The sequence below is a fragment of the Lysinibacillus sp. NPDC093190 genome, assembly GCF_050280425.1.
Classification (GTDB): domain Bacteria; phylum Bacillota; class Bacilli; order Bacillales_A; family Planococcaceae; genus Lysinibacillus.
This window is the reverse complement of the sequence record NZ_JBNNVG010000011.1, coordinates 15,046-37,748: the sequence shown is the minus strand read 5'-3', so window position 1 is coordinate 37,748 and position 22,703 is coordinate 15,046. Positions and strand designations below refer to the sequence as shown.

Genomic DNA, 22,703 nt, shown 5'->3' with positions numbered 1-22,703 from the left:
AAGTTGAGACTATATAGGAAGTGAAAAAATTCATGGTAAACCTATTAAATAAATTATTTGATTTCAATAAACGTGAACTAAAAAAATTAGAAAAAATCGCTGACCAGGTTGAGGGATTCGCTTCTCAAATGGAACAGCTTTCAGATGATCAATTACAAGCGAAAACAGAAGAATTTAAAAAACGTTATGCCGACGGAGAGCATTTAGATTCGATTCGTGCGGAAGCTTTTGCTGTTTGTCGAGAAGGGTCCAAGCGTGTGTTAGAGATGTACCCATTCCGTGTACAAATTATGGGTGCTGCTGCACTTGATGAAGGTAATATTTCGGAGATGAAAACCGGGGAAGGTAAAACGTTAACGGCTACGATGGCTGTTTACCTGAATGCCATTACTGGTAAAGGTGTGCATGTTGTAACAGTCAACGAGTATTTAGCGAGTCGTGATGCTGAAGAAATGGGGCATCTGTATAATTTCTTAGGCTTATCAGTTGGTTTAAACTTGAATAGCCTGTCGAAAGAAGAAAAACGTGCAGCTTATGAAGCTGATATTACGTATAGTACAAACAATGAGCTAGGCTTTGATTATTTACGTGATAATATGGTGCTTTATAAAGAGGAACGTGTACAACGTCCGCTACATTATGCAGTAATCGATGAGGTTGACTCGATTTTAATTGATGAAGCGCGTACGCCATTAATTATTTCGGGTCAGGCTGGGAAATCAGCGCAGCTTTATAAACAGTCTAATGCGTTTGTTCGTATGTTAAGTGCGGAAACGGATTACACATATGAAGAGTCGACAAAAGGTGTTACGTTAACAGATGCTGGTGTTGAAAAAGCAGAGAAAGCATTTGGCGTTGATAACTTATTTGATTTAACGCATGTACGTTTAAACCATGCGATTAATCAATCGTTAAAAGCGCATGTAAGTATGCATAATGATGTTGATTATGTTGTACAAGAAGGCGAAATCATTATTGTTGACGGCTTTACAGGTCGTTTAATGAAAGGTCGTCGTTACTCGGATGGACTACATCAAGCGATTGAGGCCAAAGAGGGCGTAGAGATTCAAAATGAATCGATGACGATGGCGACAATTACATTCCAAAACTACTTCCGTATGTATCAAAAACTTTCAGGTATGACAGGTACAGCGAAAACAGAGGAAGAGGAATTCCGTAATATTTATAATATGAGTGTTGTGGCGATCCCTACGAATAAGCCGATAGCTCGTGATGACCGTCCAGACTTAATTTTTGCTTCGATGGAAGGAAAATATAAAGCGGTGGCAGCAGATATTGCAGAGCGCCATAAAGCAGGACAACCTGTTCTTGTTGGTACTGTTGCCATTGAAACATCTGAAATTATTTCGAATTTATTGGATAAACATAAAATCCCACATAACGTATTAAACGCGAAAAACCATGAGCGTGAAGCCGAAATTATTGCGAATGCTGGTACGCAGGGTGCAGTAACAATCGCTACGAACATGGCTGGTCGTGGTACAGACATTAAACCTGGAGAAGGTGTAATGGAGCTTGGCGGTTTAGCGGTAATTGGTACGGAGCGTCATGAATCTCGTCGTATCGATAACCAGCTGCGTGGTCGTTCTGGTCGTCAAGGGAACCCAGGGATTACTCAATTCTATCTGTCACTAGAAGATGAATTAATGCGTCGTTTTGGCTCTGATAATATGAAATCCATGATGATGAAATTAGGGATGGATGATTCACAGCCACTACAATCTAAAGTTGTTTCAAGAGCTGTTGAGTCAGCTCAAAAACGTGTTGAAGGTAATAACTTCGATGCTCGTAAACGTCTTTTACAATATGATGATGTGCTACGTCAGCAACGTGAGATTATTTATAAAGAGCGTTATGACGTATTAGAAACAGAAAATATGCGTGTGCTTGTTGAGTCTATGATTCAAGAAACGATCGACAACGTTGTCGCATTGTATACGCAAGGTGAGCAAAAGGATTGGCATTTAAAAGCAATTGATGACTATGTCGCAGCAAACCTATTAGATGAAGGCGTTCTGAAGGTGGAAGATTTCCAAGGTAAATCTGCAGAAGAGATTAACCAGCTAATTTCAAACGCTGTCCAAGCACGTTATGATGAAAAAGAAGAACAGCTTACACCCGAGCGTATGCGTGAGTTTGAAAAGGTTATCTTATTACGTTCAATTGATACGAAATGGATTGACCATATTGATGCTATGGATCAGCTACGTCAAGGTATCCATCTTCGTGCATATGGTCAAAATGACCCGCTTCGTGAGTATCAACAAGAGGGCTTTGCTATGTTTGAGGATATGGTCGCTTCCATCCGCGAAGATGTAGCAAAATATGCGATGAAGGCAGAAATCCATAATAATTTAGAGCGTGAGGAAGTTGCAAAAGGTCAAGCTGTTAATCCGAAAGAGGATAGCGGTTCAGCTCCGAAAAAGCAACCGGTCCGTAAGGCAGAAAATGTCGGACGTAATGATTTATGTCCGTGCGGAAGCGGTAAGAAATTTAAAAACTGCCATGGTGCAGCTCAATAAGTTAACGATTATGAAAAAGACCATTTTAACGGAATGTTAAAATGGTCTTTTTTTCTATGTTTTAGGGAATCTTCACATTTTAAAAGGACTGATAACTCTTGCTGGAATTGGTTAGCTAACAATCGTCAGTTGGTAGAAGGTATGGGCCATTTACTGAAACATTTGCGTGCGACACATTGCACTTTTCAATTTTATAACATTCTCGAGAGAGGAAGAGGAGAGCTTGTTTTGATAGAGAGCTTAAATCTACAAAAATATTAGAAAATTCAGAAAAAGGTACATAATACTACAACAATAGGTAAATAGTTCAATAAAAAGGGTAATGTTTATAACTTTTTTCTGATTTATTATGAGTATACATGAATAGGATGAAAGTTTTGTGAATTTGAACTTATTTTCTTTTGATAAGGGGGTGATTCATGTGTGGACATAAAAATCCTCGAGAATAGGAGTCCTAGAAGACCTTCTCGAGGAAATACATTGGAGTATACCAATATATTTATTAGTATACTCCTCTTTACTAGAAAAAATAAATATTATTTTAAGGAGGATTTACATGCATTGTGATGACATCATGAGTAGTGAAACGATGCTGTATATACCGGAGTATGATGCTTATGGAAACTTGTGCACACGCGTAATAGAAAGGGATAACGAATATATTTCAAAATTAGCACCGACAAAATTAATGGATTATAATCTACGTTATTTTGGTTCAAGCTTACGAGGGGCTTTCGATGGCTCGAAAATGATACTTGGAAAGCTGAATAAAAATCCCATAGTTGTTCATGAACGAAGTAATATTGTATGGTTTCCAAGTAAGTCTTATTTACGACCTGAATGTACATGGTTTGCTGTCCATCATATCGAGGACTATCAAGCTGTGGATAATAAGTGTACAAAAGTAATTTTTATGAACGGCTATGAATTTAATGTGGATCTAAGTGTCAGAGCATTCGAATCCAGAATTCAAAGAGCGTTTTTACTAAAATATAAACTGGAGAAACGAATGAAGCATTTACTAGTTCAATATGATCAAGGTAGAGTATTCCAACGAATTGCGAACAACGTTATCTTTGACGATGAAGCTGAAAAGGATTGATACACTATTGTAAATCATACTGTATTGTAAAAAAGTATGTTTTCCGCCGTAAAAACGTTATAATGAAGAGATACGGGGTTGAAAAATGAAGTATGATGGCCCCATTAATAATGTTCGGAGGATTTAACAATGATTGAATTAGCAGATGTACGTAACGCGTTAGACACTTCAGCCGGAAAATTGGCGGATTTTAGGGGGTCTCTTTGACTTAGAAAACAAAGAGGCACGCATTCAGGAATTAGATGAAATGATGCTTGAGCCAGGCTTCTGGGATGATCAGCAAGGCGCACAGGTAATCATTAATGAAAGCAATGGTTTAAAGGCAATTGTTAATGAATATAAAGATCTATTGGAAACACATGAGAACCTAGATATGACGCTAGAGCTATTGCGAGAAGAGCCTGATGAAGAATTGCATGAAGAGCTAGGCAATGAATTAGTAGAATTCCAGCAAAAAATGGGCGATTTTGAGCTGCAATTACTATTAAGTGGTCCATACGATCAAAATAATGCGATTTTAGAGCTGCACCCAGGAGCAGGTGGTACGGAATCTCAGGATTGGGGCTCAATGCTGCTTCGTATGTACACACGCTGGGCGGAAAAACGTGGCTTTAAAGTCGAAACCGTTGATTATCTTCCAGGCGATGAAGCAGGTATTAAATCTGTAACATTGTCCATTAAGGGTCATAATGCTTACGGCTATTTGCAAGCAGAAAAAGGTGTCCATCGTTTAGTGCGTATTTCACCGTTTGACTCTTCAGGTCGTCGTCATACATCATTCGTTTCTTGTGATGTTATGCCTGAATTCGATGACAATATTGAAATTGATATTCGTACAGAGGATTTAAAAATTGATACGTATCGTGCAACAGGTGCAGGTGGTCAGCATATTAATACGACAGATTCAGCTGTTCGTATTACGCACATTCCAACTGGTACTGTCGTACAATGTCAGGCAGAACGTTCACAAATTAAAAACCGTGAAAAAGCCATGACGATGTTAAAAGGGAAACTCTATCAATTAGAGATCGAAAAGCAGCAGGCACAGCTAGATGAAATCCGTGGTGAACAGAAGGAAATCGGCTGGGGCTCACAAATTCGTTCATATGTATTCCATCCATATTCAATGGTGAAGGATCATCGTACAAATGAAGAAACAGGTAATGTAGGAGCGGTGATGGATGGCGATGTAGATCCATTCATTAATGCATACTTACGTTCAAAAATCGGGTAATAAAAGCCCCTCAGAGGCACAGTGAAATTGTGCTTTTGAGGGGGTTTTTTTAGTTCTGGTGATACCTTTTTTTAAAAAGGTGGATGATACGGAGTGTCTTGGCTAATTTGCTTACGCTCATTCATGTAATGCTTATAGAGCATCGATGCATTGACAAATTGCTTACTAATCGAAGCATATTGAATAGACAGTTCAATCTGTTTATTATTTTTCAGTGTGACGATACAGCCCATTTTACTCGGTACAATATTCGCAATGGCGTGAAGCCCAATCCAAATATTGTGGACAGAGTTTGGCGAATATGTTGGAAAAAAAATACATGGATAACCGTAATCATAAGCAACAACGATTGGAAGCTTATGCTGATTGCCGAAAAAGCGTTTGGCGGAATGTTTTGCTGCTTCATAGGTTGTTCCAAGTGAAATACAAGATTTTCGTAATATATGCATTGGCTTTCGTGTGACGATCAGTTCATTATGCTTATCAATTACCCGTGTGAAGATTTTAGAGTCGTACTGAATTGGCTGAAGTAAATAGGTGTTGAAAGACATTAAATATGCATTGACGTAGTTTGCTGACATATATGTAAGCCTCCTTTTTCTATTTATTATTGAAGTGTAAAACACAAATTTGAATTCAGAAAATATAGATAAAAGAAGAAAACCATTGCTGTTTCAAGCAATTGCTTAGAGGAATTGCTTGAAACAGCAAGAGATTAATAGTAAATCGAAGTGATTTTCAGTTCGTAAGCATTGCATTTTAATTTCAATTTTCATATAATTTAGAAAAGGATCGAGGTGAGATTCGTTGGATAAATATTATTCGTATACAGATTTTCTAAAAGCCGTGGGTCAGTCAAAGAAAGTTGATGAGGCAGAGAAATTATTAAACGAGATTTATTTAGATTTATTTTTAAATCATATCCAGCGTAAGCATCGTGAAGAGCAGCTCATGGTTCTGATAGATAGAGCACTCGATGAAAAAGATGAAAAGGCATTTCATCTATACGCAACCGAACTAGTAGCTTTACACCAAGTAGCAAGTGAATAATATGATGAGCCCGCTCACCGTTATTGGTGGGCGGGATTTTTTTGCTATTTTATGTGCAAGATTGGTATTGAATATCTTGAATTTGTTTAGGTTCTGAGCGGATATGGAGTGTGGCGGGAATCAAAATTTCGTGGGAATTGAGCAGTTTTGAGCCTGCCTGAGCATTTCTATCGGCCACTGGATCAGTTCTATGGCTAACCGGATCAAATTCTTCATCCCACTTGAGCGTTTCTCCTCTAATGTGATGCATTTACATCTTCCAATCTCGATTAGCTAACATTTGGAAAGGGTAATCTATTTATAGATAGGCTGTCATTAAACATTTCGGTACATACGTTCTATCTAGAATATCTTAAATATAACAAATGAAAAAATATTTACAAACATTCGTTCGTTAAATGTTCGAAATTTTAATAATGCTATGCTAAAATATATGTATCAAATTGGTAAGAAAGGACGGGGACATGTGTGCAAACATTTGATTTACAAGCGCCATATACGCCTAATGGAGATCAGCCACAGGCAATTGCGGAATTAGTGGAGGGTGTACGTGCAGGTAAACGCCATCAAACATTGCTCGGTGCAACCGGAACAGGAAAAACGTTTACGATTTCTAATGTCATTAAACAGGTAAAAAAACCGACACTTATTATGGCGCACAATAAAACATTAGCGGGTCAATTATATAGTGAATTTAAAGAGTTCTTCCCTAATAATGCAGTTGAATACTTTGTTAGCTACTATGATTACTTTCAGCCAGAGGCCTATGTACCGCAGACGGATACTTATATCGAGAAAGATTCAAGCATTAATGATGAAATTGATAAGTTGCGTCACTCTGCAACATCTTCATTATTCGAGCGTGATGATGTCATTATTATTGCATCCGTGTCCTGTATATATGGTCTAGGTTCTCCAGAAGAATATCGTGAAATGGTCGTATCTGTGCGGACTGGAATGGAAATTGAACGTAACCAGTTGCTTCGAAAATTGGTCGATGTACAGTATGAGCGTAATGATGTGAGTTTTACACGTGGGACGTTTCGGGTACGTGGCGATGTAGTGGAAATATTCCCCGCATCCCGAGACGAACAATGTATCCGCGTGGAATTTTTTGGGGACGAAATCGATCGAATTCGCGAAGTGGATGCGTTAACTGGAGAAATACTAGCAGAGCGTGATCATGTAGCGATTTTCCCAGCATCCCACTTCGTTACACGAGAAGAAAAAATGCGAAAAGCTATTGAAAATATTGAAAAAGAGTTGGAGGAGCGTCTAGCTCTTTTACGTGCAGAAGATAGATTATTGGAGGCACAGCGTTTAGAGCAACGTACTCGCTATGATTTAGAAATGATGGCTGAAATGGGCTTTTGCTCAGGTATCGAAAACTACTCGCGTCATTTAACCTTGCGTGAAGCGGGAGCAACGCCATATACGCTACTTGATTATTTCCCTGATGATTTTTTACTTGTTGTCGATGAAAGTCACGTTACTTTGCCACAAGTTCGAGGGATGTATAACGGTGACCAAGCACGTAAAGGTGTGCTAGTTGAGCATGGCTTCCGTTTGCCATCAGCACTAGATAACCGCCCTTTACGTTTTGAAGAATATGAGAAACATATACATCAAGCTATTTATGTATCAGCAACACCTGGCCCGTATGAGCTTGAGCATACCCCGGAAATGGTGCAGCAAATTATTCGTCCAACAGGGCTGCTTGATCCACAAATTGACGTACGTCCTATTGAAGGGCAAATTGATGATTTAATCGATGAGATTCAAGGTCGTATTGCTCGTGATGAACGAGTGCTCGTTACAACATTGACGAAAAAAATGTCAGAGGATTTATCAGCTTATTTGAAAGAAATGGGCTTAAAGGTGGAGTACTTGCATTCAGAGATTAAGACGCTAGAGCGAATTGAAATTATTCGTGAGCTGCGTAAAGGTACTTATGATGTTCTAATCGGCATTAACTTATTGCGAGAAGGGCTAGATATTCCTGAGGTTTCCCTTGTGGCGATTTTAGATGCTGACAAGGAAGGATTTTTACGTTCAGAGCGTTCACTCATTCAAACAATAGGACGTGCGGCACGTAATGCCAATGGCCATGTCATTATGTACGCAGATAATATGACGGATTCGATGAAAAAGGCGATTGAAGAAACGAAGCGTCGTCGAACAATGCAAATGGCGTATAACGAAGAGCATGGCATTACACCGAAAACGATTGTTAAGAAAATTCCTGATGTTATTCGTGCGACACAGGTAGCAGAGGAAGAAGAGACTTATGTAACGAAGGCAACAAAAGGTAAGAAGCTGACGAAGGCGGAAAAAGAGCAGTTACTTGCTACACTAGAAGTAGAAATGAAGGAAGCAGCGAAAGCACTCGATTTCGAACGTGCTGCTGAGCTGCGTGATACAATATTTGAATTGAAATCAGAAGGGTGAACGGCTTGTGAAAAATACTGAAATAGTCGTGCAGGGCGCACGAGCACATAATTTAAAAAATATCAATGTCACAATTCCACGCGATCAACTAGTCGTGCTAACAGGCTTATCAGGCTCAGGAAAATCATCATTAGCGTTCGATACGATTTATGCCGAGGGACAACGCCGTTATGTAGAATCCCTTTCAGCCTATGCCCGTCAATTCCTTGGTCAAATGGATAAACCAGACGTCGATGCGATAGAGGGATTATCCCCTGCTATTTCAATCGATCAAAAAACGACGAGCCGTAATCCACGTTCGACAGTTGGGACAGTAACAGAAATCTATGATTATTTACGTTTGCTATATGCGCGCATCGGTAAACCTATTTGTCCAAATCATGGCATTGAAATTACCTCCCAAACGATTGAGCAAATGGTCGATCGTTTACTAACTTATCCAGAAAGAACGAAAATGCAGTTACTTGCTCCAATGGTATCAGGGCGTAAGGGAACGCACGTAAAGCTACTGGAAGATTTAAAAAAGCAAGGTTTTGTTCGAGTACGTATCGACGGTGAGCTACGTGATTTAGATGATGCGATTGAACTTGATAAAAACAAAAAGCATTCAATAGAAGTAGTCATCGATCGTGTAGTTATGAAGGAAGGTGTCGCGGCACGTCTTAGTGATTCCTTAGAGACAGCATTACGTTTGGCAGATGGGCGTGTACTTGTTGATGTGATGGAGCATGAGGAATTATTATTTAGTGAGCATCATGCTTGTCCATTATGTGGATTTTCAATCGGTGAGCTAGAGCCTCGCATGTTTTCATTTAATAGTCCATTTGGAGCTTGTCCAAGCTGTGATGGCTTAGGCTCGACACAAGAGGTAGATCTTGATTTAGTAGTGCCTGATTGGGATCGTAGTCTATTAGAGCATGCTATAGCACCGTGGGAACCGACAAGCTCTCAATATTATCCACAGTTATTAAAGGCTGTATGCGATCATTATAATATTCCGATGGACGTCCCAGTAAAGGATCTTCCGAAAGAACAGATGGATAAAATTTTATATGGTTCTGGTACAGATAAAATCCACTTCCATTATGAAAATGAGTTTGGCAATGTGCGAGATCAAATGATTGAATTCGAAGGTGTTGTACGTAATGTGGAGCGCCGTTTTAAAGAGACAACGTCTGATTACGTGCGTGAACAAATGGAAAAATATATGGCGCAGCAAGCATGTCCTTCTTGTAAAGGTTATCGCTTAAAGCCTGAAACATTAGCTGTAAAACTAGCAGATAAGCATATTGGTGAAGTCACACAGTATTCGATTCAGGAAGCTGATACATTTTTTAAAGAGCTGGATTTATCAGAAAAGGATATGAAAATTGCTCGACTTGTTTTACGAGAAATTGAAGAGCGACTGGGCTTCCTTGTCAATGTAGGGTTAGATTACTTAACGTTAAGCCGAGCAGCAGGGACACTTTCTGGGGGAGAAGCTCAACGAATTCGCCTCGCGACGCAAATCGGCTCACGATTAACGGGTGTCCTCTATATTTTAGACGAGCCATCAATCGGCTTGCATCAACGTGATAATGATCGTCTTATTAGTACGCTGCAAAATATGCGTGATATCGGCAATACGCTTATTGTTGTCGAGCACGATGAAGATACGATGCTGGCGGCGGATTACCTCATTGATGTTGGTCCTGGTGCAGGTGTGCATGGTGGCCAAATTGTAGCGGCGGGAACACCGCAGGAAGTAATGGAAAATGAAAACTCTTTAACGGGGCAATACTTAAGTGGCAAGAAGTTTATTCCACTGCCAATTGAGCGACGCAAACCGAATGGGCGCAAATTATCGATTAAAGGTGCCAAGGAAAATAATCTTAGAAATGTGAAGGTTGATGTACCACTTGGCTTATTCGTTGCAGTAACAGGAGTTTCAGGGTCAGGTAAATCAACGCTTATTAATGAAATTTTATATAAGTCATTAGCTCAAAAGCTTAATCGTTCAAAGGTGAAGCCGGGAGAACATAAAGAAGTAACGGGGATTGATGAGCTAGAAAAGGTTATTGATATTGATCAATCACCAATCGGCCGTACACCTCGCTCTAATCCTGCTACGTATACAGGCGTTTTTGATGATATTCGAGATGTTTTTGCAACAACAAATGAGGCAAAGGTACGTGGCTATAAAAAAGGTCGCTTTAGCTTCAACGTTAAGGGAGGCCGCTGTGAGGCTTGTCGTGGTGACGGTATTATAAAAATTGAAATGCATTTCCTACCAGATGTTTATGTGCCATGTGAAGTCTGTCATGGGAAGCGTTATAACCGTGAAACGCTTGAAGTGAAATATAAAGATAAGAGCATTGCGGATATTTTAGATATGACGATTGAAAATGCAGTAGTATTCTTCGAAAATATCCCGAAAATCCAGCGTAAGCTCCAAACAATCGTGGATGTAGGATTAGGCTATATGAAATTAGGACAACCCGCAACAACTTTATCTGGTGGTGAGGCACAGCGTGTAAAATTAGCCTCTGAATTACACCGTCGTTCAACAGGAAAATCATTCTATATTTTAGACGAGCCGACAACGGGCTTACATGCGCATGATATTGCACGTTTACTCGTTGTTTTACAGCGTCTTGTAGAAAATGGCGATTCAGTGCTAGTAATTGAACATAATTTAGATGTCATTAAGACAGCAGACTACATTATCGATTTAGGACCTGAAGGTGGAGACAAAGGTGGTACTATTGTTGCGACAGGTACACCAGAAGAAGTAGCTGAAGTAAGTGGCTCTTATACAGGGAAATATTTAAAGCCAATATTAACAAGAGATCGTATGCGTATGGAGGCTGTTTTAGCCAAGGCTTCTCAATAAAAAAATAAAAGTTCGTAAACTCCCTAAGGGGAGTTGCGAACTTTTTTACGTGCGCCCGGCAGCGGATGTCGATAAAAATCAAAAGTTGGGCGATAAAACGTAAAACTGTTCTGATAAAAATCAAAAGTTGGATGACATTATGTTAAAACGTATGTCATGTGGATAAGTTGATTGTAGTGGGGGCATGGGCGACTCCTTGGGGAAATAGAGGAACCAAGGCTAAAAGCATCACGTCCTGTGATAACGCCTTCGTGACCAACATCGGTGCTGCTGCCGCTTCGCTTTCGCGCAAAAAACATCTGTTGGCCCGATACCCTGGAGCAAAGTGAAGCGGCTCATCGGACGCCCACAGGAAAGCGCCCAACCGGAACGGAAATCAACCTCCACGGGATGGTAATGATCCTAAAAAAAGATATATACCCAATATTTTCATTTTTAAGGTGAAACTTTTCACAAGATGAATCGTATAAATAATATAACGAACTGAGGGAGGCTATTTTAATTATGCAAAATGAACGTCAACGAATTTTAGAACTTGTGGAAAAAGGAACAATTTCAGCGCAAGAGGCGATTACATTATTAGAAGCATTAGAGCAACCTAGCAAGTCCACTCAAAATGTTATGAATGATGTGTCAAATGAGGACCAACATTCCTCAACAGAAAAAGAGTCAGTATTTAAAAATGAAAGTTACAAAGATGAACAACCACAAAAAGATGAAGATTTCTCTAAATATTTCCAAGAAGAAATGCGAGATTTCCGTAAAGATTTAACACAAATCGGTTCACTCTTTATGGACATGATGAATACGGCAGTAAAAAAGGTAAAAGAATTTGATGTCACTTCTCCATTTGGTGATAAATTCGAGTTTACACATACGGAAGAAGTTGCAGCTGAACATGTAGAAAAAATAATTGCTGAATTACCGAATGGCAATTTTTCATTAGAAACTGCTGAAGGAGATAGCTTCCAAGTCATTTGCAAAGTAAAGGCACCTCTTGTTAATGATAGTGAAGAAGAAACACGTGCTAATTTCCTAGAGCAATTCGTTGTTAAAGAAGATGGAGATTCACTACGAATTTTAAGTCAACTAAAGCTTGTTCAAGTAAATGTTAAAGTACTTGTTCCAAAGGATAAATTAGAAAAATTATCAGTACGATTAATGAACGGTAGCGTTACATTACAAGATACGGATTTCGAGCAATTAAAAGTAAAGACATTAAACGGTGCGATTAAAGGCTCTAAGTTTAACTTTGGAAAGGCAGAAGTGGATTCTTCTAATGGTTCGATTGAATTTACAAATGTTCGTGGTAAAGATTTAGAGGCTGAAACATTGAATGGCCGTGTCTATTTAGATGGCGCATTGGATGAAGTTGAAGCAAAATCGGTTAATGGACATGTTGTTGTCACAACTTGCTCTACTAATTCATCGAAAATCAAAGCACAAACAGTCGCAGGAGCCGTTGAATTGTATGTGCCGCGTACAATATCGTTAAGCGGTAAAATTGTTACGAATTTTGGGAAAGTAGATGTTGGTATTCAAGATGCTTCAAAAATTGAATCACAGGATCAATTTTTATCAAAAGTAGTACGTTTTGATAAAGAAGTAGAGAATGCTAATCGTCTATTTATTGAAGGTGAGTCTAAAACAGGTGCAGTTTTAGTACGCTATACAACAACTGACGAGCAGCAAATTTAACTAATAAAAAGCATTCAGGCTATGCAAAACAGCATAGCTTGAATGCTTTTTTACTGCTTAAAAACATAAGAAAAACAGAAATCGACTTTCCTCTAATGGGCTCGATTTCTGTTTTCTTTTATGTCGAGGTTATGCTATTTTTATGGCAATCAAATAACGAAATAACAAGAACTACCACGTAATGAAATGAAACTGTAATAAAAAAGGGAGAAATAGAGTGCTATAATAGGTAACGAAATACCTCTTACATAGTAAGAGATTTAGGTGGTTTAAATATGATAGAAATGAAAAATGTGACAAAGAAGTACCCTAATGGCGTTGTTGCGACAAATGGGCTTTCCGTTAACATAAAGCAAGGTGAATTTGTCTATGTTGTAGGTCCAAGTGGTGCAGGTAAATCTACATTCATTAAATTAATGTACCGCGAGGAAAAAGCAACTTCTGGAGAAATCACTGTTAATGGCATAAATCTAGCAGAATTGAAAAATAAAAAGGTACCTTTTTTACGTCGTCAAATCGGTGTTGTTTTCCAAGACTTCAAACTGCTACCTCGTTTGAGCGTTTATGAAAATGTAGCGTTTGCACTTGAGGTAATCGAGGAAGACCCTATAGAAATTCGCCGACGTGTAATGGAGGTTTTAGAGCTCGTGGGACTGAAGCAAAAGGCAAGAATGTTCCCTAATGAACTTTCAGGTGGCGAACAGCAGCGTGTTTCGATTGCACGATCTATTGTGAATGTGCCGAAGGTCGTTATTGCAGATGAACCTACTGGGAATCTAGACCCTGAGACATCTTGGGACATTATGAATTTATTCGAAGAAATTAATGCAAGAGGTACAACTATTGTAATGGCAACCCATAACCGTGAAATCGTAAATACGATTCGTCGTCGAGTAATTGCAATTGAAGGCGGAATGATTGTCCGTGATGAGCATGGAGGTGACTACGGCTATGAAATTTAATACGGTAAAACGTCACTTCCGAGAAAGTTTTAAGTCTCTTGGCCGTAATAGCTGGATGACTATTGCCTCAGTGAGTGCAGTAACAGTTACATTAATATTAGTAGGCGTATTCGCGCTTATTATGATGAATTTAAATAAAGTAGCATCTGATTTAGAGAACGATGTTGAAATTAAAGTGTTAATCGATGAAACAGCAGATAAAGCTGCTGAAAAAGCGCTCATGGAAAAAATAAAGAAATTGCCAGATATCGCAGAGATGACCTATTCGACAAAGGAAAATGAATTAACCAAATTAGTAAAAGATTTTGGGGACGATTTTAAATTATTTGAGCAAAGTAATCCATTACGTAATGTTATTTACGTGAAGGCTTCCGATCCTCAGCAAACAGCTACTGTTGCTAAAAAAATTGATAAATTTGAGTATACATATGACGTTATGTATGGTGAAGGCAAAGTAGAAAAACTATTTAACTTCTTAAATATTAGCCGCAACGTAGGGATAGTGCTTATTTTAGGATTATTATTTACAGCAATTTTCTTAATTTCTAATACGATTCGAATTACCATTATTGCACGCGGTGATGAAATAGAAATTATGAAACTTGTCGGAGCAACGAATTCATTCGTGCGTATCCCATTTTTATTAGAAGGAATGTGGCTCGGAATTTTAGGTTCTATTATTCCGATTGCGGTTATCGCAACTCTTTACCACAATGTATATAAAATTATTGCGCCTCGATTAAAAGGCGAACTTGTTCAAGTACTTGATTTCTCACCTCTTGTGTACCAAGTAAGCGGTCTACTATTACTCATCGGTGTACTAATTGGTATTTGGGGAAGTTTCATGTCAGTACGTAAGTTTTTAAAAATTTAGTTTTCGATAAGCTTCAAACAGAACGAAATTCAAAAAAATGAATAGTAGAAAAGGAGTTCAATAGGTGAAAAGTATGGCGAAAAACTCAATGAAAACACTTGCTGCAGCATCTGCACTATTTCTTTTTATCCAAACTCCATCAGCGTATGCAACTAGTTTATCGGATTTAAAAGATGAAAAAAAACAAATTGAATCAAAGAAAGATGGCTTAAATTCATCCATCAAAAATAAATCAAATGCTATTTCTGAAAATGATAATAAGCAACAAAAATTATTAGATCAAATTAAAACATTAAATGCTGAAATCGACAAAACTAATAGTAATATCAAAAATGTATGGGCAGACATTCAATCTGCAAATGAAGATATAAAAGCTTTAGAAGATTCTATTGCAGAACTTCTGCATAAAATTGAAGAGCGTGATTTATTGTTAGAGGAGCGTGCGCGTGCCATTCAGGCTGGTGGTTCCGTTAGCTACTTAGACGTATTACTAGGTTCTAATAGCTTCGTAGATTTTATTGATAGATTCTCTGCTGTCAATACATTACTTGAAGCGGATCGCCAAATTATTCGTGACCAAAAAGAGGACAAGGAAAAATTAGAAGAACAAAAGCAAGTCTTAGAAGAAAAACGCCATAAACTCGAAGATAAAAAAGCTGAGCTTGATCGTTTAAAAGCATCATTGGACGGACAGAAAACTGAGAAGAACAAATTAATTGATCAATTAGAAAAAGAACAAGAAAAGCTGAAGTCAGAAAAAGTATTGCTTGAGAAAGAATATTCTGAGGCTCTTGACATTAGTGCGGAATTACAACAAAAAATTATTGATGAGCAAAATCGATTAGCTGAAGTTGCTCGTCAACAAGAAGCAAAACGTAAGGCAGCTGCAGCCGCTGCCGCAGCCAAGGCATCTAATTCAAGCAATAATGGTGGTGGGTCTGGATCTGGATCTGGATCTTCAACAGTCAATGCCCCACAATCGAATGGTACTTGGATTAAACCAACAAATGGTCGTTTAACATCGACTTATGGCTGGCGTGAGTTTGGCGGTTCTGAGTTCCATTATGGAATTGATCTTGCAAATAGTATAGGTACTCCAGTTTGGGCAGCAGCTGACGGTGTTGTTTCCTATGCTGCACCACTAAGCACGTATGGTAATTGTGTCATCATTACACACTCTATCAACGGTCAAATTTACACGACAGTCTATGCACACTTAAATTCCTTTAACGTTAGTGTTGGCACAGAAGTATCCCAAGGTCAACAAATTGCTGCCATGGGTAATACAGGACGTGTAACAGGACCGCACTTGCACTTTGAAGTGCACATCGGTCCATGGAGAGGACAAGCAGTCGGAAGTGACAATCCATTAAAATATATTCCGATTTAAAAATATTGAAAGCTATACATTAGGATTCTTCTAAATGTATAGCTTTTTTGTTTATCAAGAACCTATTCTTTGCATATTTCAGGAAGATTTTTTGAACACGGTGTGAAATGACAGTTCATATAAAGATTATATGCTATGCTGAAGCTATCTTTTCTTGTGGAGGCTTTATTAGGTGAATAATACAGAATGGTTCTCTATTCGGACACTAACATTACCAGCAACAGCTGTCGCTCTTCTTGTGGCATTTATCATTGTATGGCTAGTTTTACGGGTACAATTTCCAAAGAAATGGGCGGAGGTGTATGGAGACGCAGTCTTTACCTTTATTGTCGTTTGGAAATTTAGCATAATTGTCACTGATTTTAAAGCTGTTATCGCTCAACCATTTGCGCTCCTTTATTTTAATGGTGGAACAATTGGCGTCTTTTTAGGAGTAATGGCAGCATCGCTACAGCTTTGGTGGAAGCGACAAAAAATTCAGTTTGACGCAACTGGAATCGTTGCTTGTAGTTGGGCATTCATTTTAACGCAATCGATCTATCAATGGCTTGTAGTGTTACTAAATGATAATGAAACATATAGCGAATTGATTACTTTACTTGTGCTAAGTACACTAACAGTCCTCATATTATGGAAAATAACAGCTATCAATCGTGCATTATTTTTATATACGATTGGTTTTATGATTGTTACTCTTTTTCAGCCACATGGTTTATGGCAACCGGCTGTAGGCGTGAGCGTCATAATATTGATATTAGGTATAGCGATTCAGCGTTTTGCGGACGCATCTAAATGATACAATTCAAAAAGAGACGGAATTATTGGGAGGTAAGGAATGAAAAAAAATATTGGGCTGCTTATCGTCGTGTTATTAGTAGCCGCGATGATTGGTACATATGTTAAACAGCAGATTGATAAGGATCGTGAAATTGAAACAGCTTCTCTGGGGAAAGAAATGGATGAACGAAAGATTGGTTTAAAGAATGGAGATACGCCACCGGATTTTACTTTAACAGGTTTGGATGGTAAAGATGTGACATTGAGTGAGCTTCGTGGAAAAAAAGTCGTGTTAAACTTTTGGGCAACATGGTGTCCACCGTGTAAGGCAGAAATGCCACATATGCAAAATTATTATGAACAATCTGCTAAAAAAGATAATGTAGAAATAATAGCTGTCAATTTAACACAGGCTGAACGAGATGTTACAGATGACGCAAAAGTAGATTCTGTAATGACATTTAGAGATAGCTTCAATTTAACTTTCCCTATTTTACTTGACCCGAAAAACTCAGCCGGCTTAGCCTATCAAATATTAACGATTCCTACAACCTATTTTATTGATTCAAATGGATATATTCGACGTGCTATTAAAGGGCCAATGAATGCGGAAATGTTAAAAAACTATGTAGATGCATTAGACTAAACAAAAAAATAAAATCAAAGAATCTGCTCGTTTTCACGAAGAAACGAAGCAGATTTTTTACGTAAATATTCCCTCGTTTATAAAACGCCCACGATTCGTGAATGGATACCTGTGATTGAAGATAGAATACCCGCGATTGACAATGAAATACCCGCGCTAGGAAGGCAAATACCCGCGATTGAAGATAGAATACTCGCGCTAAGAAGATAAATATCAAGAGATACGCAATAGAATATTCGTAAAATAAAAATCATAGAATTCAACAAATTATTTTGAAGATTAATCTTGTATGTTTGAAAAATTAAATTCATACAGTAAAAGAGACGGAGGAGGGAAGGTTTGCGCAAAATAATGGCTGGTGTCGGCGTACTTGCTAGTAGTCTATTGCTAGGTAGTGGATTTTATTTTGACTGGTTTAATTTAGGGGATAAAAAGGAGCCGGTCGTAGCAGAGGTTGATTCGATTAATGAAGCGTTGAATTTAATTGAGGAAAAATCTGTATACAGTACGAAAAAAGATGCATTAGTGGAGGGGGCACTTCGTGGTATGGCAGATGCTATTAAGGACCCTTACAGTACCTATTATTCGAAGGAAGAGGCGGAACAGCACCGACAAATGTTAGCCGAGGAAAGAGTGGGTATTGGGATTGAGCTATCTGAAAATAACGGGAAATTTATTGTAGTGTCGCCAGTCCGTTCGTCCCCAGCAGATAAAGCAGGAATGCGCTCTCTCGATGAAATTGTACAAGTTGATGGCGTTCGAGTAGATGGTAAAAAGATGAGTGAGCTAATGCAATTAATTCAAGGAGAGAAGGGGACGAAAGTAACGATAGTCGTTTATCGTCCAAGTGAGGATAAACATATTAAAATGACGATGGAACGAGCAGCCATTTCCAATAAAACAGTAACGAGCGAAGTAGTGAATGTAGAAAATACGCCGATAGGTTATGTGGAAATTTCACTTTTTGGTGAGAAAACGGCTAATGAGTGGGTTGCCGAAACGAGTAAATTGCTTCGAAAAGATATAAAAGGGTTAGTAATTGATGTGCGGGATAATCCAGGTGGTTATTTACATAGCGTCGCAGCGCTACTGAGCACAGTATTGGAGAATGGCAAAGTGTTTGCCTATATGCAAAATGCTGAAGGTGCTATGGAACCATTAAAAACGGAATCAAAAAGCTTTGATGAAAAGTATTTACAGACAATGTACAAAATACCGATTGTTGTGTTACAGAATGCGGGCAGTGCATCTGCTAGTGAAGTACTTAGTGGTGCTTTAAAAGGCTGGGGACGTGCTTCCCTTGTTGGTGTCAAGAGCTTTGGAAAGGGAACGGTACAGGAGTCTTGGTCTCTGAAAAATGGTGGAGAGCTTAAATTGTCGACAAATAAATGGCTTACACCAAAGCGCGAGTGGATTCATGGACAAGGAATTGAAGCTAATTTAGTGATTGAGCAAAATGAATTATTCGCTTTCCAAATGCATCCACTATCAGGCAAGTTTAAAGTAGGCGATATGAGTGAGGAAGTTGCTTATACGCAGAACGCTTTAAAAAAGCTAGGTTATAAAATTGCTCGTTTAGACGGTTACTTGGATGAATCGACGGATGAGGCTGTTAAGCTTTATCGAGAAGATAAGAAATTGAAAAAGACAGAAGAGGATATTAGTATAGACACTACCTTCTTTAACAGCTTAAACGAAACGTTGAAAAAATATAAAGAGGATCGTCAAAATGATTTACAGTTCCAAATGGCGACAAGCTTTTTATTGCATAATATTGAAGAATAAATAATAGTAGGTGGGCTTTCCACAGGAAAGAGAGCTGCCTGTTGTAGCTTTGTAATTAAGTTTGATTAAATTAACGATATTAACCTTGATATGGGAACATATCTAAAGAGCATGTTTTGAAAAAAGATTGATTAAAACATGCTCTTATTTAATATGGAAGATCAATCCATTATGCACTAAAGCCATCCACTAAGGCTTTTAACCGTATTAATTTATGCTACGCTTCATTGTAATAATTCAAAATGTAGCTTAAACTAGACTGAAAATTGGTAGTCCTTGGCTCGTATCTAAAATAAATTCCAAATCCCCTATTTCAATATTTTTTCTTTTATTCATTACTTCACAACTAACTTTATTTTCGAATTCCAAAGCATATGAAAATAACTCTAAAAAGTCTGAATCTAATCCATGTCTATTTGATTTATACTTAATATTATCAACATCTGATTCAGTTACTAATATATATTCAGTATTACTAATGTTATTAATTAATCTTTTCTTTTTTTGATAATCTACTAAGTTATCATCTGTACCTTGGAATGTTAAAATTTGAGTTTTATTATCAAATCCTTTATACACTTCAAATAAATTTAAATTCCCCTTATTTTTAATAACTTTTTTAGCAATGTAATCAAATTTAATTACTAGTTGTGATTTTCCGACATTATTAAATAAACACCTATCGAAATGTAAATATACTGGTTCAATCCAAGAACAGTTATCAATAATAAAAGAAAATGGTTCAAACATTTTATTACATAAATGCAATAAGTATGCTCCGTGTGAATGTCCATATCCAATTAATCTTTTCATATTAAATTCTATATTATTATTAACTAAGATAATTTTTAAGGCTTCAATCGCTGTTATAATATCTATAGCTTGCATATAGCCCATATCATTAAATTCATCTAAATCTTCTTGTATATTCTCAGTAACATGAAAGATTTGCTCTTTATTTGCAATTAACTCTAGTATTGAAGTTTTATTTTCAGCTAGCAATGTTAACTCATTGCTGCTAAATAAATCATTTACTGATTCTTTAAAAGATATATTTTCTGCCCCCTGCATATACCTACTTCCAAAATAATCACATTGCATTGTAATTAAATTATATTGATCAGCGAATGTTTCTCGCATCTTTTTATACACTTTAGAATCAATATTCCCTCCAAATCCAGGAACAAAAACTACAATACCAGTTTCATTATTTGTACCTTCTGTAGGTAAAGAAAAATCTATCCTAAGTTCTCTTCCGCTTTTTCCATTATAAAGATTTGGGTGTGCAGAAATTTTAATACTTTCAGAATACGCCATAATTTACCTCCTTTAGACTAAGTTCAATTATACATAATCTTACTTACTTAGGATACGGTTGACCGAAACTAATGTGAAGTTGTTTTACTTATTTTACCTCGTATGTCTATCTCTAAATGATAAGGTTAACATCGCCTTAAACTAACCTACTCTGTTCGTATTATAAGGTCAGCCAGATATTTCAGGTTGATCATTTTTTATATGGTTTTTATTATAGCAGTAACCAGGGTAGAACGTATCTGCGCGTAGGGCTTGCCCCCGTCAACTAAATCGTTCGCCCCCTACTTGCAGAAACATGATTGAGGCTGGTTTGGGACTTAGATCTTGTATAACAAGCGAAGTTATGAAACTGCATGGTGGATTAGGGGTAACTGGCAAACTATCTTGCAACGTTATAATTTAAAAGCTGGGACATCCACCAAAATGACGAAAAAAATAAGAATAGAAAGCTTTCTACTAGATTGTACTACGCAAGAGTGTAGACGTTTGATACAATAAAATCATAGTATTCAAGATAGAAACGGCGGGTGTTCGTATGGTTAGTGATATATTAATAGAAATTGTAACAGCGATTGGCCGCTTTTTAATCAACCCATTAATGTATATCGCAATTTTATTTGCGATTTTATTAGGTTATAGTCGTGTAAAGCAGGAGCGTAAATTTTTTAATAGACGTATTATTTGGGGTTGGACAGAGCTAATTGGTCAATGGAAATATGGTTGGCTCAATGCCCTCCTCATTTCACTAATAAGTGTTAGTTTAGGTTTAACAGTGCCTAAAGCTTTTTTAATGATTTTAATCGCTATTTCTGCGTTGGCACTAGTATTGTTCTTCATTAATGCACTTTCACCTATTTATACGATGGGGATTGCAACACTAGCAATGTGGTTGATGTACCATTACAATTGGACATTTTCTTGGTGGAAAATCTCTTTAGAAGGTGTAAATTTATTAGATGGTTCCATTATAACGATTACGATTTTAGCAGGTCTATGTGTAATTGCTGAGGGCATATTAATTCGTCGAACAGCAATGAAGGTAACGACACCGCGAGTTGAAAAGACGAAGCGGGGTATGCAGGCAATTGTCTATCGTTCAAGAAATGTATGGGTATTGCCAATTTTCTTTGTAATACCTGGTAATGTTATTCCGGTTGATTTTCCATATTGGCCACAATTTACATTAGGAGAGAGTACCTTTGCACTCGTACTATTTCCACTTGTTATAGGCTTTTCAAAGCTTACTAGAAAAGAATTACCGGCTTTGAGATTGGCTAAAATCGGCCGATCCGTGCTAATACTAGGACAGTTCATTTTAATTGGTGGACTCGCAGCAGCCTTGGAGCCATTCATCGGCTTTATCACGTTGGCAATTGGTGTAGTGATTCGTATCATTATTTCAATCTACTATGCACTGCAAGATAAAACGGACATTTATGCGGTTGCACCAAGTTCAAAGGGCGCTATTATTGCGGCAGTCTTACCTGATTCACCAGCTGAAAAAATGGGCTTACTGGCAGGGGAATGTATTCGCAAAGTAAACGGTCAAGCCATTTTTACTGAAAATGATTTATATGAGGCTTTGCAATTAAATGCTGCACATTGTCGTCTAGAAGTAGTAGATCGTAACAATGAAATACGCTTAACACAGCATGTTATATATAGCAATGATCATTATCGTATTGGATTATTACTAGCTGAGCCGAGGGATCTATGATGGACGTTTTCGGGAAAATGATGTTAGCGTTATTTTTACCAGCTTTACTCGTATTATTGTTTACTAGAATTACGTATAATCGGTATGTCGCTTTAATATTGGCAATTGCGCTTATGGCGGCATCTGTCTATGCAGGTTATACCTCGCCGCCTATTATTTTCGTAATCGATGCATTTTCGTTAACAGTAGGTTTTTGGCTAGCAAGTAAAATGAAAAGTTAAAGGTACCGTTTAAGGTAATAGAAAAGGTCAGTCTAAAGTGATAGCTTTCTCACTTTTAAGACTGACC

18 protein-coding genes are annotated in these 22,703 nt (G+C 37.8%); 15 read left to right on the top strand and 3 right to left on the bottom strand.

The genetic code is table 11. The annotated features are described in order from the left end of the window. The first annotated feature begins 32 nt into the window (after nucleotides 1–32). The 3 genes from secA to prfB all read left to right on the top strand — a co-directional run bounded on the left by secA (nucleotide 33) and on the right by prfB (nucleotide 4,879). A complete protein-coding gene (secA, locus tag ACQKOF_RS10755) occupies nucleotides 33–2,543 on the top strand; it encodes a preprotein translocase subunit SecA (RefSeq protein WP_427556507.1) in 2,511 nt (836 codons plus the stop codon). A gap of 556 nt (nucleotides 2,544–3,099) precedes the next feature. Continuing rightward, the gene (locus ACQKOF_RS10750; RefSeq protein ID WP_427556504.1) at nucleotides 3,100–3,645 is read left to right on the top strand and encodes a competence protein ComK; all 546 of its coding nucleotides are present in this window, start codon (nucleotides 3,100–3,102) and stop codon (nucleotides 3,643–3,645) included. Nucleotides 3,646–3,774: 129 nt separating this feature from the next. Then, a protein-coding gene (prfB, locus tag ACQKOF_RS10745; RefSeq protein ID WP_427556501.1) for a peptide chain release factor 2 occupies nucleotides 3,775–4,879 on the top strand; the annotation gives its coding sequence in 2 pieces (ribosomal slippage) (nucleotides 3,775–3,849 and nucleotides 3,851–4,879; 1,104 coding nt in all). A 71-nt stretch (nucleotides 4,880–4,950) separates the two neighbouring features. Here prfB and ACQKOF_RS10740 read toward each other — a convergent pair. Next, nucleotides 4,951–5,460, bottom strand: coding sequence for a competence protein ComK (locus ACQKOF_RS10740; RefSeq protein WP_427556499.1), 510 nt, complete (start codon nucleotides 5,458–5,460; stop codon nucleotides 4,951–4,953). Between the two features lie 226 nt (nucleotides 5,461–5,686). On the opposite strand from ACQKOF_RS10740, the gene ACQKOF_RS10735 reads away from it, so the two are divergent. Further along, nucleotides 5,687–5,929 carry an IDEAL domain-containing protein gene (locus ACQKOF_RS10735; RefSeq protein ID WP_427556496.1) on the top strand — a complete coding sequence of 81 codons (243 nt, stop codon included), beginning with the start codon at nucleotides 5,687–5,689 and terminating at the stop codon, nucleotides 5,927–5,929. Between the two features lie 49 nt (nucleotides 5,930–5,978). Here ACQKOF_RS10735 and ACQKOF_RS10730 read toward each other — a convergent pair whose 3' ends face one another. Beyond that, the gene (locus ACQKOF_RS10730) at nucleotides 5,979–6,179 is read right to left on the bottom strand and encodes a hypothetical protein (protein WP_427556494.1); all 201 of its coding nucleotides are present in this window, start codon (nucleotides 6,177–6,179) and stop codon (nucleotides 5,979–5,981) included. 218 nt (nucleotides 6,180–6,397) lie between these two features. On the opposite strand from ACQKOF_RS10730, the gene uvrB reads away from it, so the two are divergent. From uvrB to ACQKOF_RS10685, 9 genes are all read left to right on the top strand, one after another. Beyond that, a complete protein-coding gene (uvrB, locus tag ACQKOF_RS10725; protein ID WP_427556491.1) occupies nucleotides 6,398–8,377 on the top strand; it encodes an excinuclease ABC subunit UvrB in 1,980 nt (659 codons plus the stop codon). A 7-nt stretch (nucleotides 8,378–8,384) separates the two neighbouring features. Then, nucleotides 8,385–11,249, top strand: coding sequence for an excinuclease ABC subunit UvrA (gene uvrA / locus ACQKOF_RS10720; protein WP_427556488.1), 2,865 nt, complete (start codon nucleotides 8,385–8,387; stop codon nucleotides 11,247–11,249). A gap of 504 nt (nucleotides 11,250–11,753) precedes the next feature. Beyond that, nucleotides 11,754–12,947 (top strand): DUF4097 family beta strand repeat-containing protein, encoded by a 1,194-nt coding sequence (locus tag ACQKOF_RS10715; protein WP_427556485.1) that lies wholly within the window; start codon nucleotides 11,754–11,756, stop codon nucleotides 12,945–12,947. Between the two features lie 275 nt (nucleotides 12,948–13,222). Then, a complete protein-coding gene (gene ftsE / locus ACQKOF_RS10710) occupies nucleotides 13,223–13,909 on the top strand; it encodes a cell division ATP-binding protein FtsE (RefSeq protein ID WP_400729623.1) in 687 nt (228 codons plus the stop codon). Continuing rightward, complete coding sequence (ftsX, locus tag ACQKOF_RS10705; RefSeq protein ID WP_427556482.1) at nucleotides 13,899–14,783, top strand: permease-like cell division protein FtsX; 885 nt, start codon at nucleotides 13,899–13,901, stop codon at nucleotides 14,781–14,783. The genes ftsE and ftsX overlap by 11 nt, the downstream gene beginning before the upstream one ends. A gap of 64 nt (nucleotides 14,784–14,847) precedes the next feature. Next, nucleotides 14,848–16,173 carry a murein hydrolase activator EnvC family protein gene (locus ACQKOF_RS10700; RefSeq protein WP_427556479.1) on the top strand — a complete coding sequence of 442 codons (1,326 nt, stop codon included), beginning with the start codon at nucleotides 14,848–14,850 and terminating at the stop codon, nucleotides 16,171–16,173. Nucleotides 16,174–16,345: 172 nt separating this feature from the next. Further along, a complete protein-coding gene (locus tag ACQKOF_RS10695) occupies nucleotides 16,346–16,969 on the top strand; it encodes a hypothetical protein (protein ID WP_427556476.1) in 624 nt (207 codons plus the stop codon). A gap of 39 nt (nucleotides 16,970–17,008) precedes the next feature. Beyond that, entirely contained in the window at nucleotides 17,009–17,596 is a 588-nt protein-coding gene (locus tag ACQKOF_RS10690) for a peroxiredoxin family protein (protein ID WP_427556473.1), read from the top strand. Nucleotides 17,597–17,935: 339 nt separating this feature from the next. Continuing rightward, nucleotides 17,936–19,381 carry a S41 family peptidase gene (locus ACQKOF_RS10685; protein WP_427556470.1) on the top strand — a complete coding sequence of 482 codons (1,446 nt, stop codon included), beginning with the start codon at nucleotides 17,936–17,938 and terminating at the stop codon, nucleotides 19,379–19,381. Nucleotides 19,382–19,630: 249 nt separating this feature from the next. On the opposite strand, the gene ACQKOF_RS10680 is transcribed toward ACQKOF_RS10685, so the two are convergent. Next, entirely contained in the window at nucleotides 19,631–20,698 is a 1,068-nt protein-coding gene (locus ACQKOF_RS10680) for a DUF2920 family protein (protein ID WP_427556468.1), read from the bottom strand. A gap of 535 nt (nucleotides 20,699–21,233) precedes the next feature. Between ACQKOF_RS10680 and ACQKOF_RS10675 the strand changes: the two genes are divergently transcribed. Together ACQKOF_RS10675 and ACQKOF_RS10670 are read left to right on the top strand one after the other, a co-directional pair. Then, nucleotides 21,234–22,415, top strand: a complete 1,182-nt coding sequence (locus ACQKOF_RS10675) for a PDZ domain-containing protein (RefSeq protein ID WP_427556466.1) — start codon at nucleotides 21,234–21,236, stop codon at nucleotides 22,413–22,415. After that, nucleotides 22,415–22,636, top strand: coding sequence for a DUF2198 family protein (locus ACQKOF_RS10670; protein ID WP_427556463.1), 222 nt, complete (start codon nucleotides 22,415–22,417; stop codon nucleotides 22,634–22,636). Before ACQKOF_RS10675 ends, ACQKOF_RS10670 begins: the two co-directional genes overlap by 1 nt. Nucleotides 22,637–22,703: the final 67 nt, after the last annotated feature.

Excerpts from the sequence above, each read along its gene's own strand:
- secA (WP_427556507.1), top strand. The coding sequence starts at position 33 with ATGGTAAACCTATTAAATAAATTATTTGATTTCAATAAACGTGAACTA.
- ACQKOF_RS10750 (WP_427556504.1), top strand. The coding sequence starts at position 3,100 with ATGCATTGTGATGACATCATGAGTAGTGAAACGATGCTGTATATACCG.
- ACQKOF_RS10740 (WP_427556499.1), bottom strand. The coding sequence starts at position 5,460 with ATGTCAGCAAACTACGTCAATGCATATTTAATGTCTTTCAACACCTAT.
- ACQKOF_RS10730 (WP_427556494.1), bottom strand. The coding sequence starts at position 6,179 with ATGCATCACATTAGAGGAGAAACGCTCAAGTGGGATGAAGAATTTGAT.
- ACQKOF_RS10715 (WP_427556485.1), top strand. The coding sequence starts at position 11,754 with ATGCAAAATGAACGTCAACGAATTTTAGAACTTGTGGAAAAAGGAACA.
- ftsE (WP_400729623.1), top strand. The coding sequence starts at position 13,223 with ATGATAGAAATGAAAAATGTGACAAAGAAGTACCCTAATGGCGTTGTT.
- ftsX (WP_427556482.1), top strand. The coding sequence starts at position 13,899 with ATGAAATTTAATACGGTAAAACGTCACTTCCGAGAAAGTTTTAAGTCT.
- ACQKOF_RS10690 (WP_427556473.1), top strand. The coding sequence starts at position 17,009 with ATGAAAAAAAATATTGGGCTGCTTATCGTCGTGTTATTAGTAGCCGCG.
- ACQKOF_RS10680 (WP_427556468.1), bottom strand. The coding sequence starts at position 20,698 with ATGGCGTATTCTGAAAGTATTAAAATTTCTGCACACCCAAATCTTTAT.
- ACQKOF_RS10675 (WP_427556466.1), top strand. The coding sequence starts at position 21,234 with ATGGTTAGTGATATATTAATAGAAATTGTAACAGCGATTGGCCGCTTT.
- ACQKOF_RS10670 (WP_427556463.1), top strand. The coding sequence starts at position 22,415 with ATGGACGTTTTCGGGAAAATGATGTTAGCGTTATTTTTACCAGCTTTA.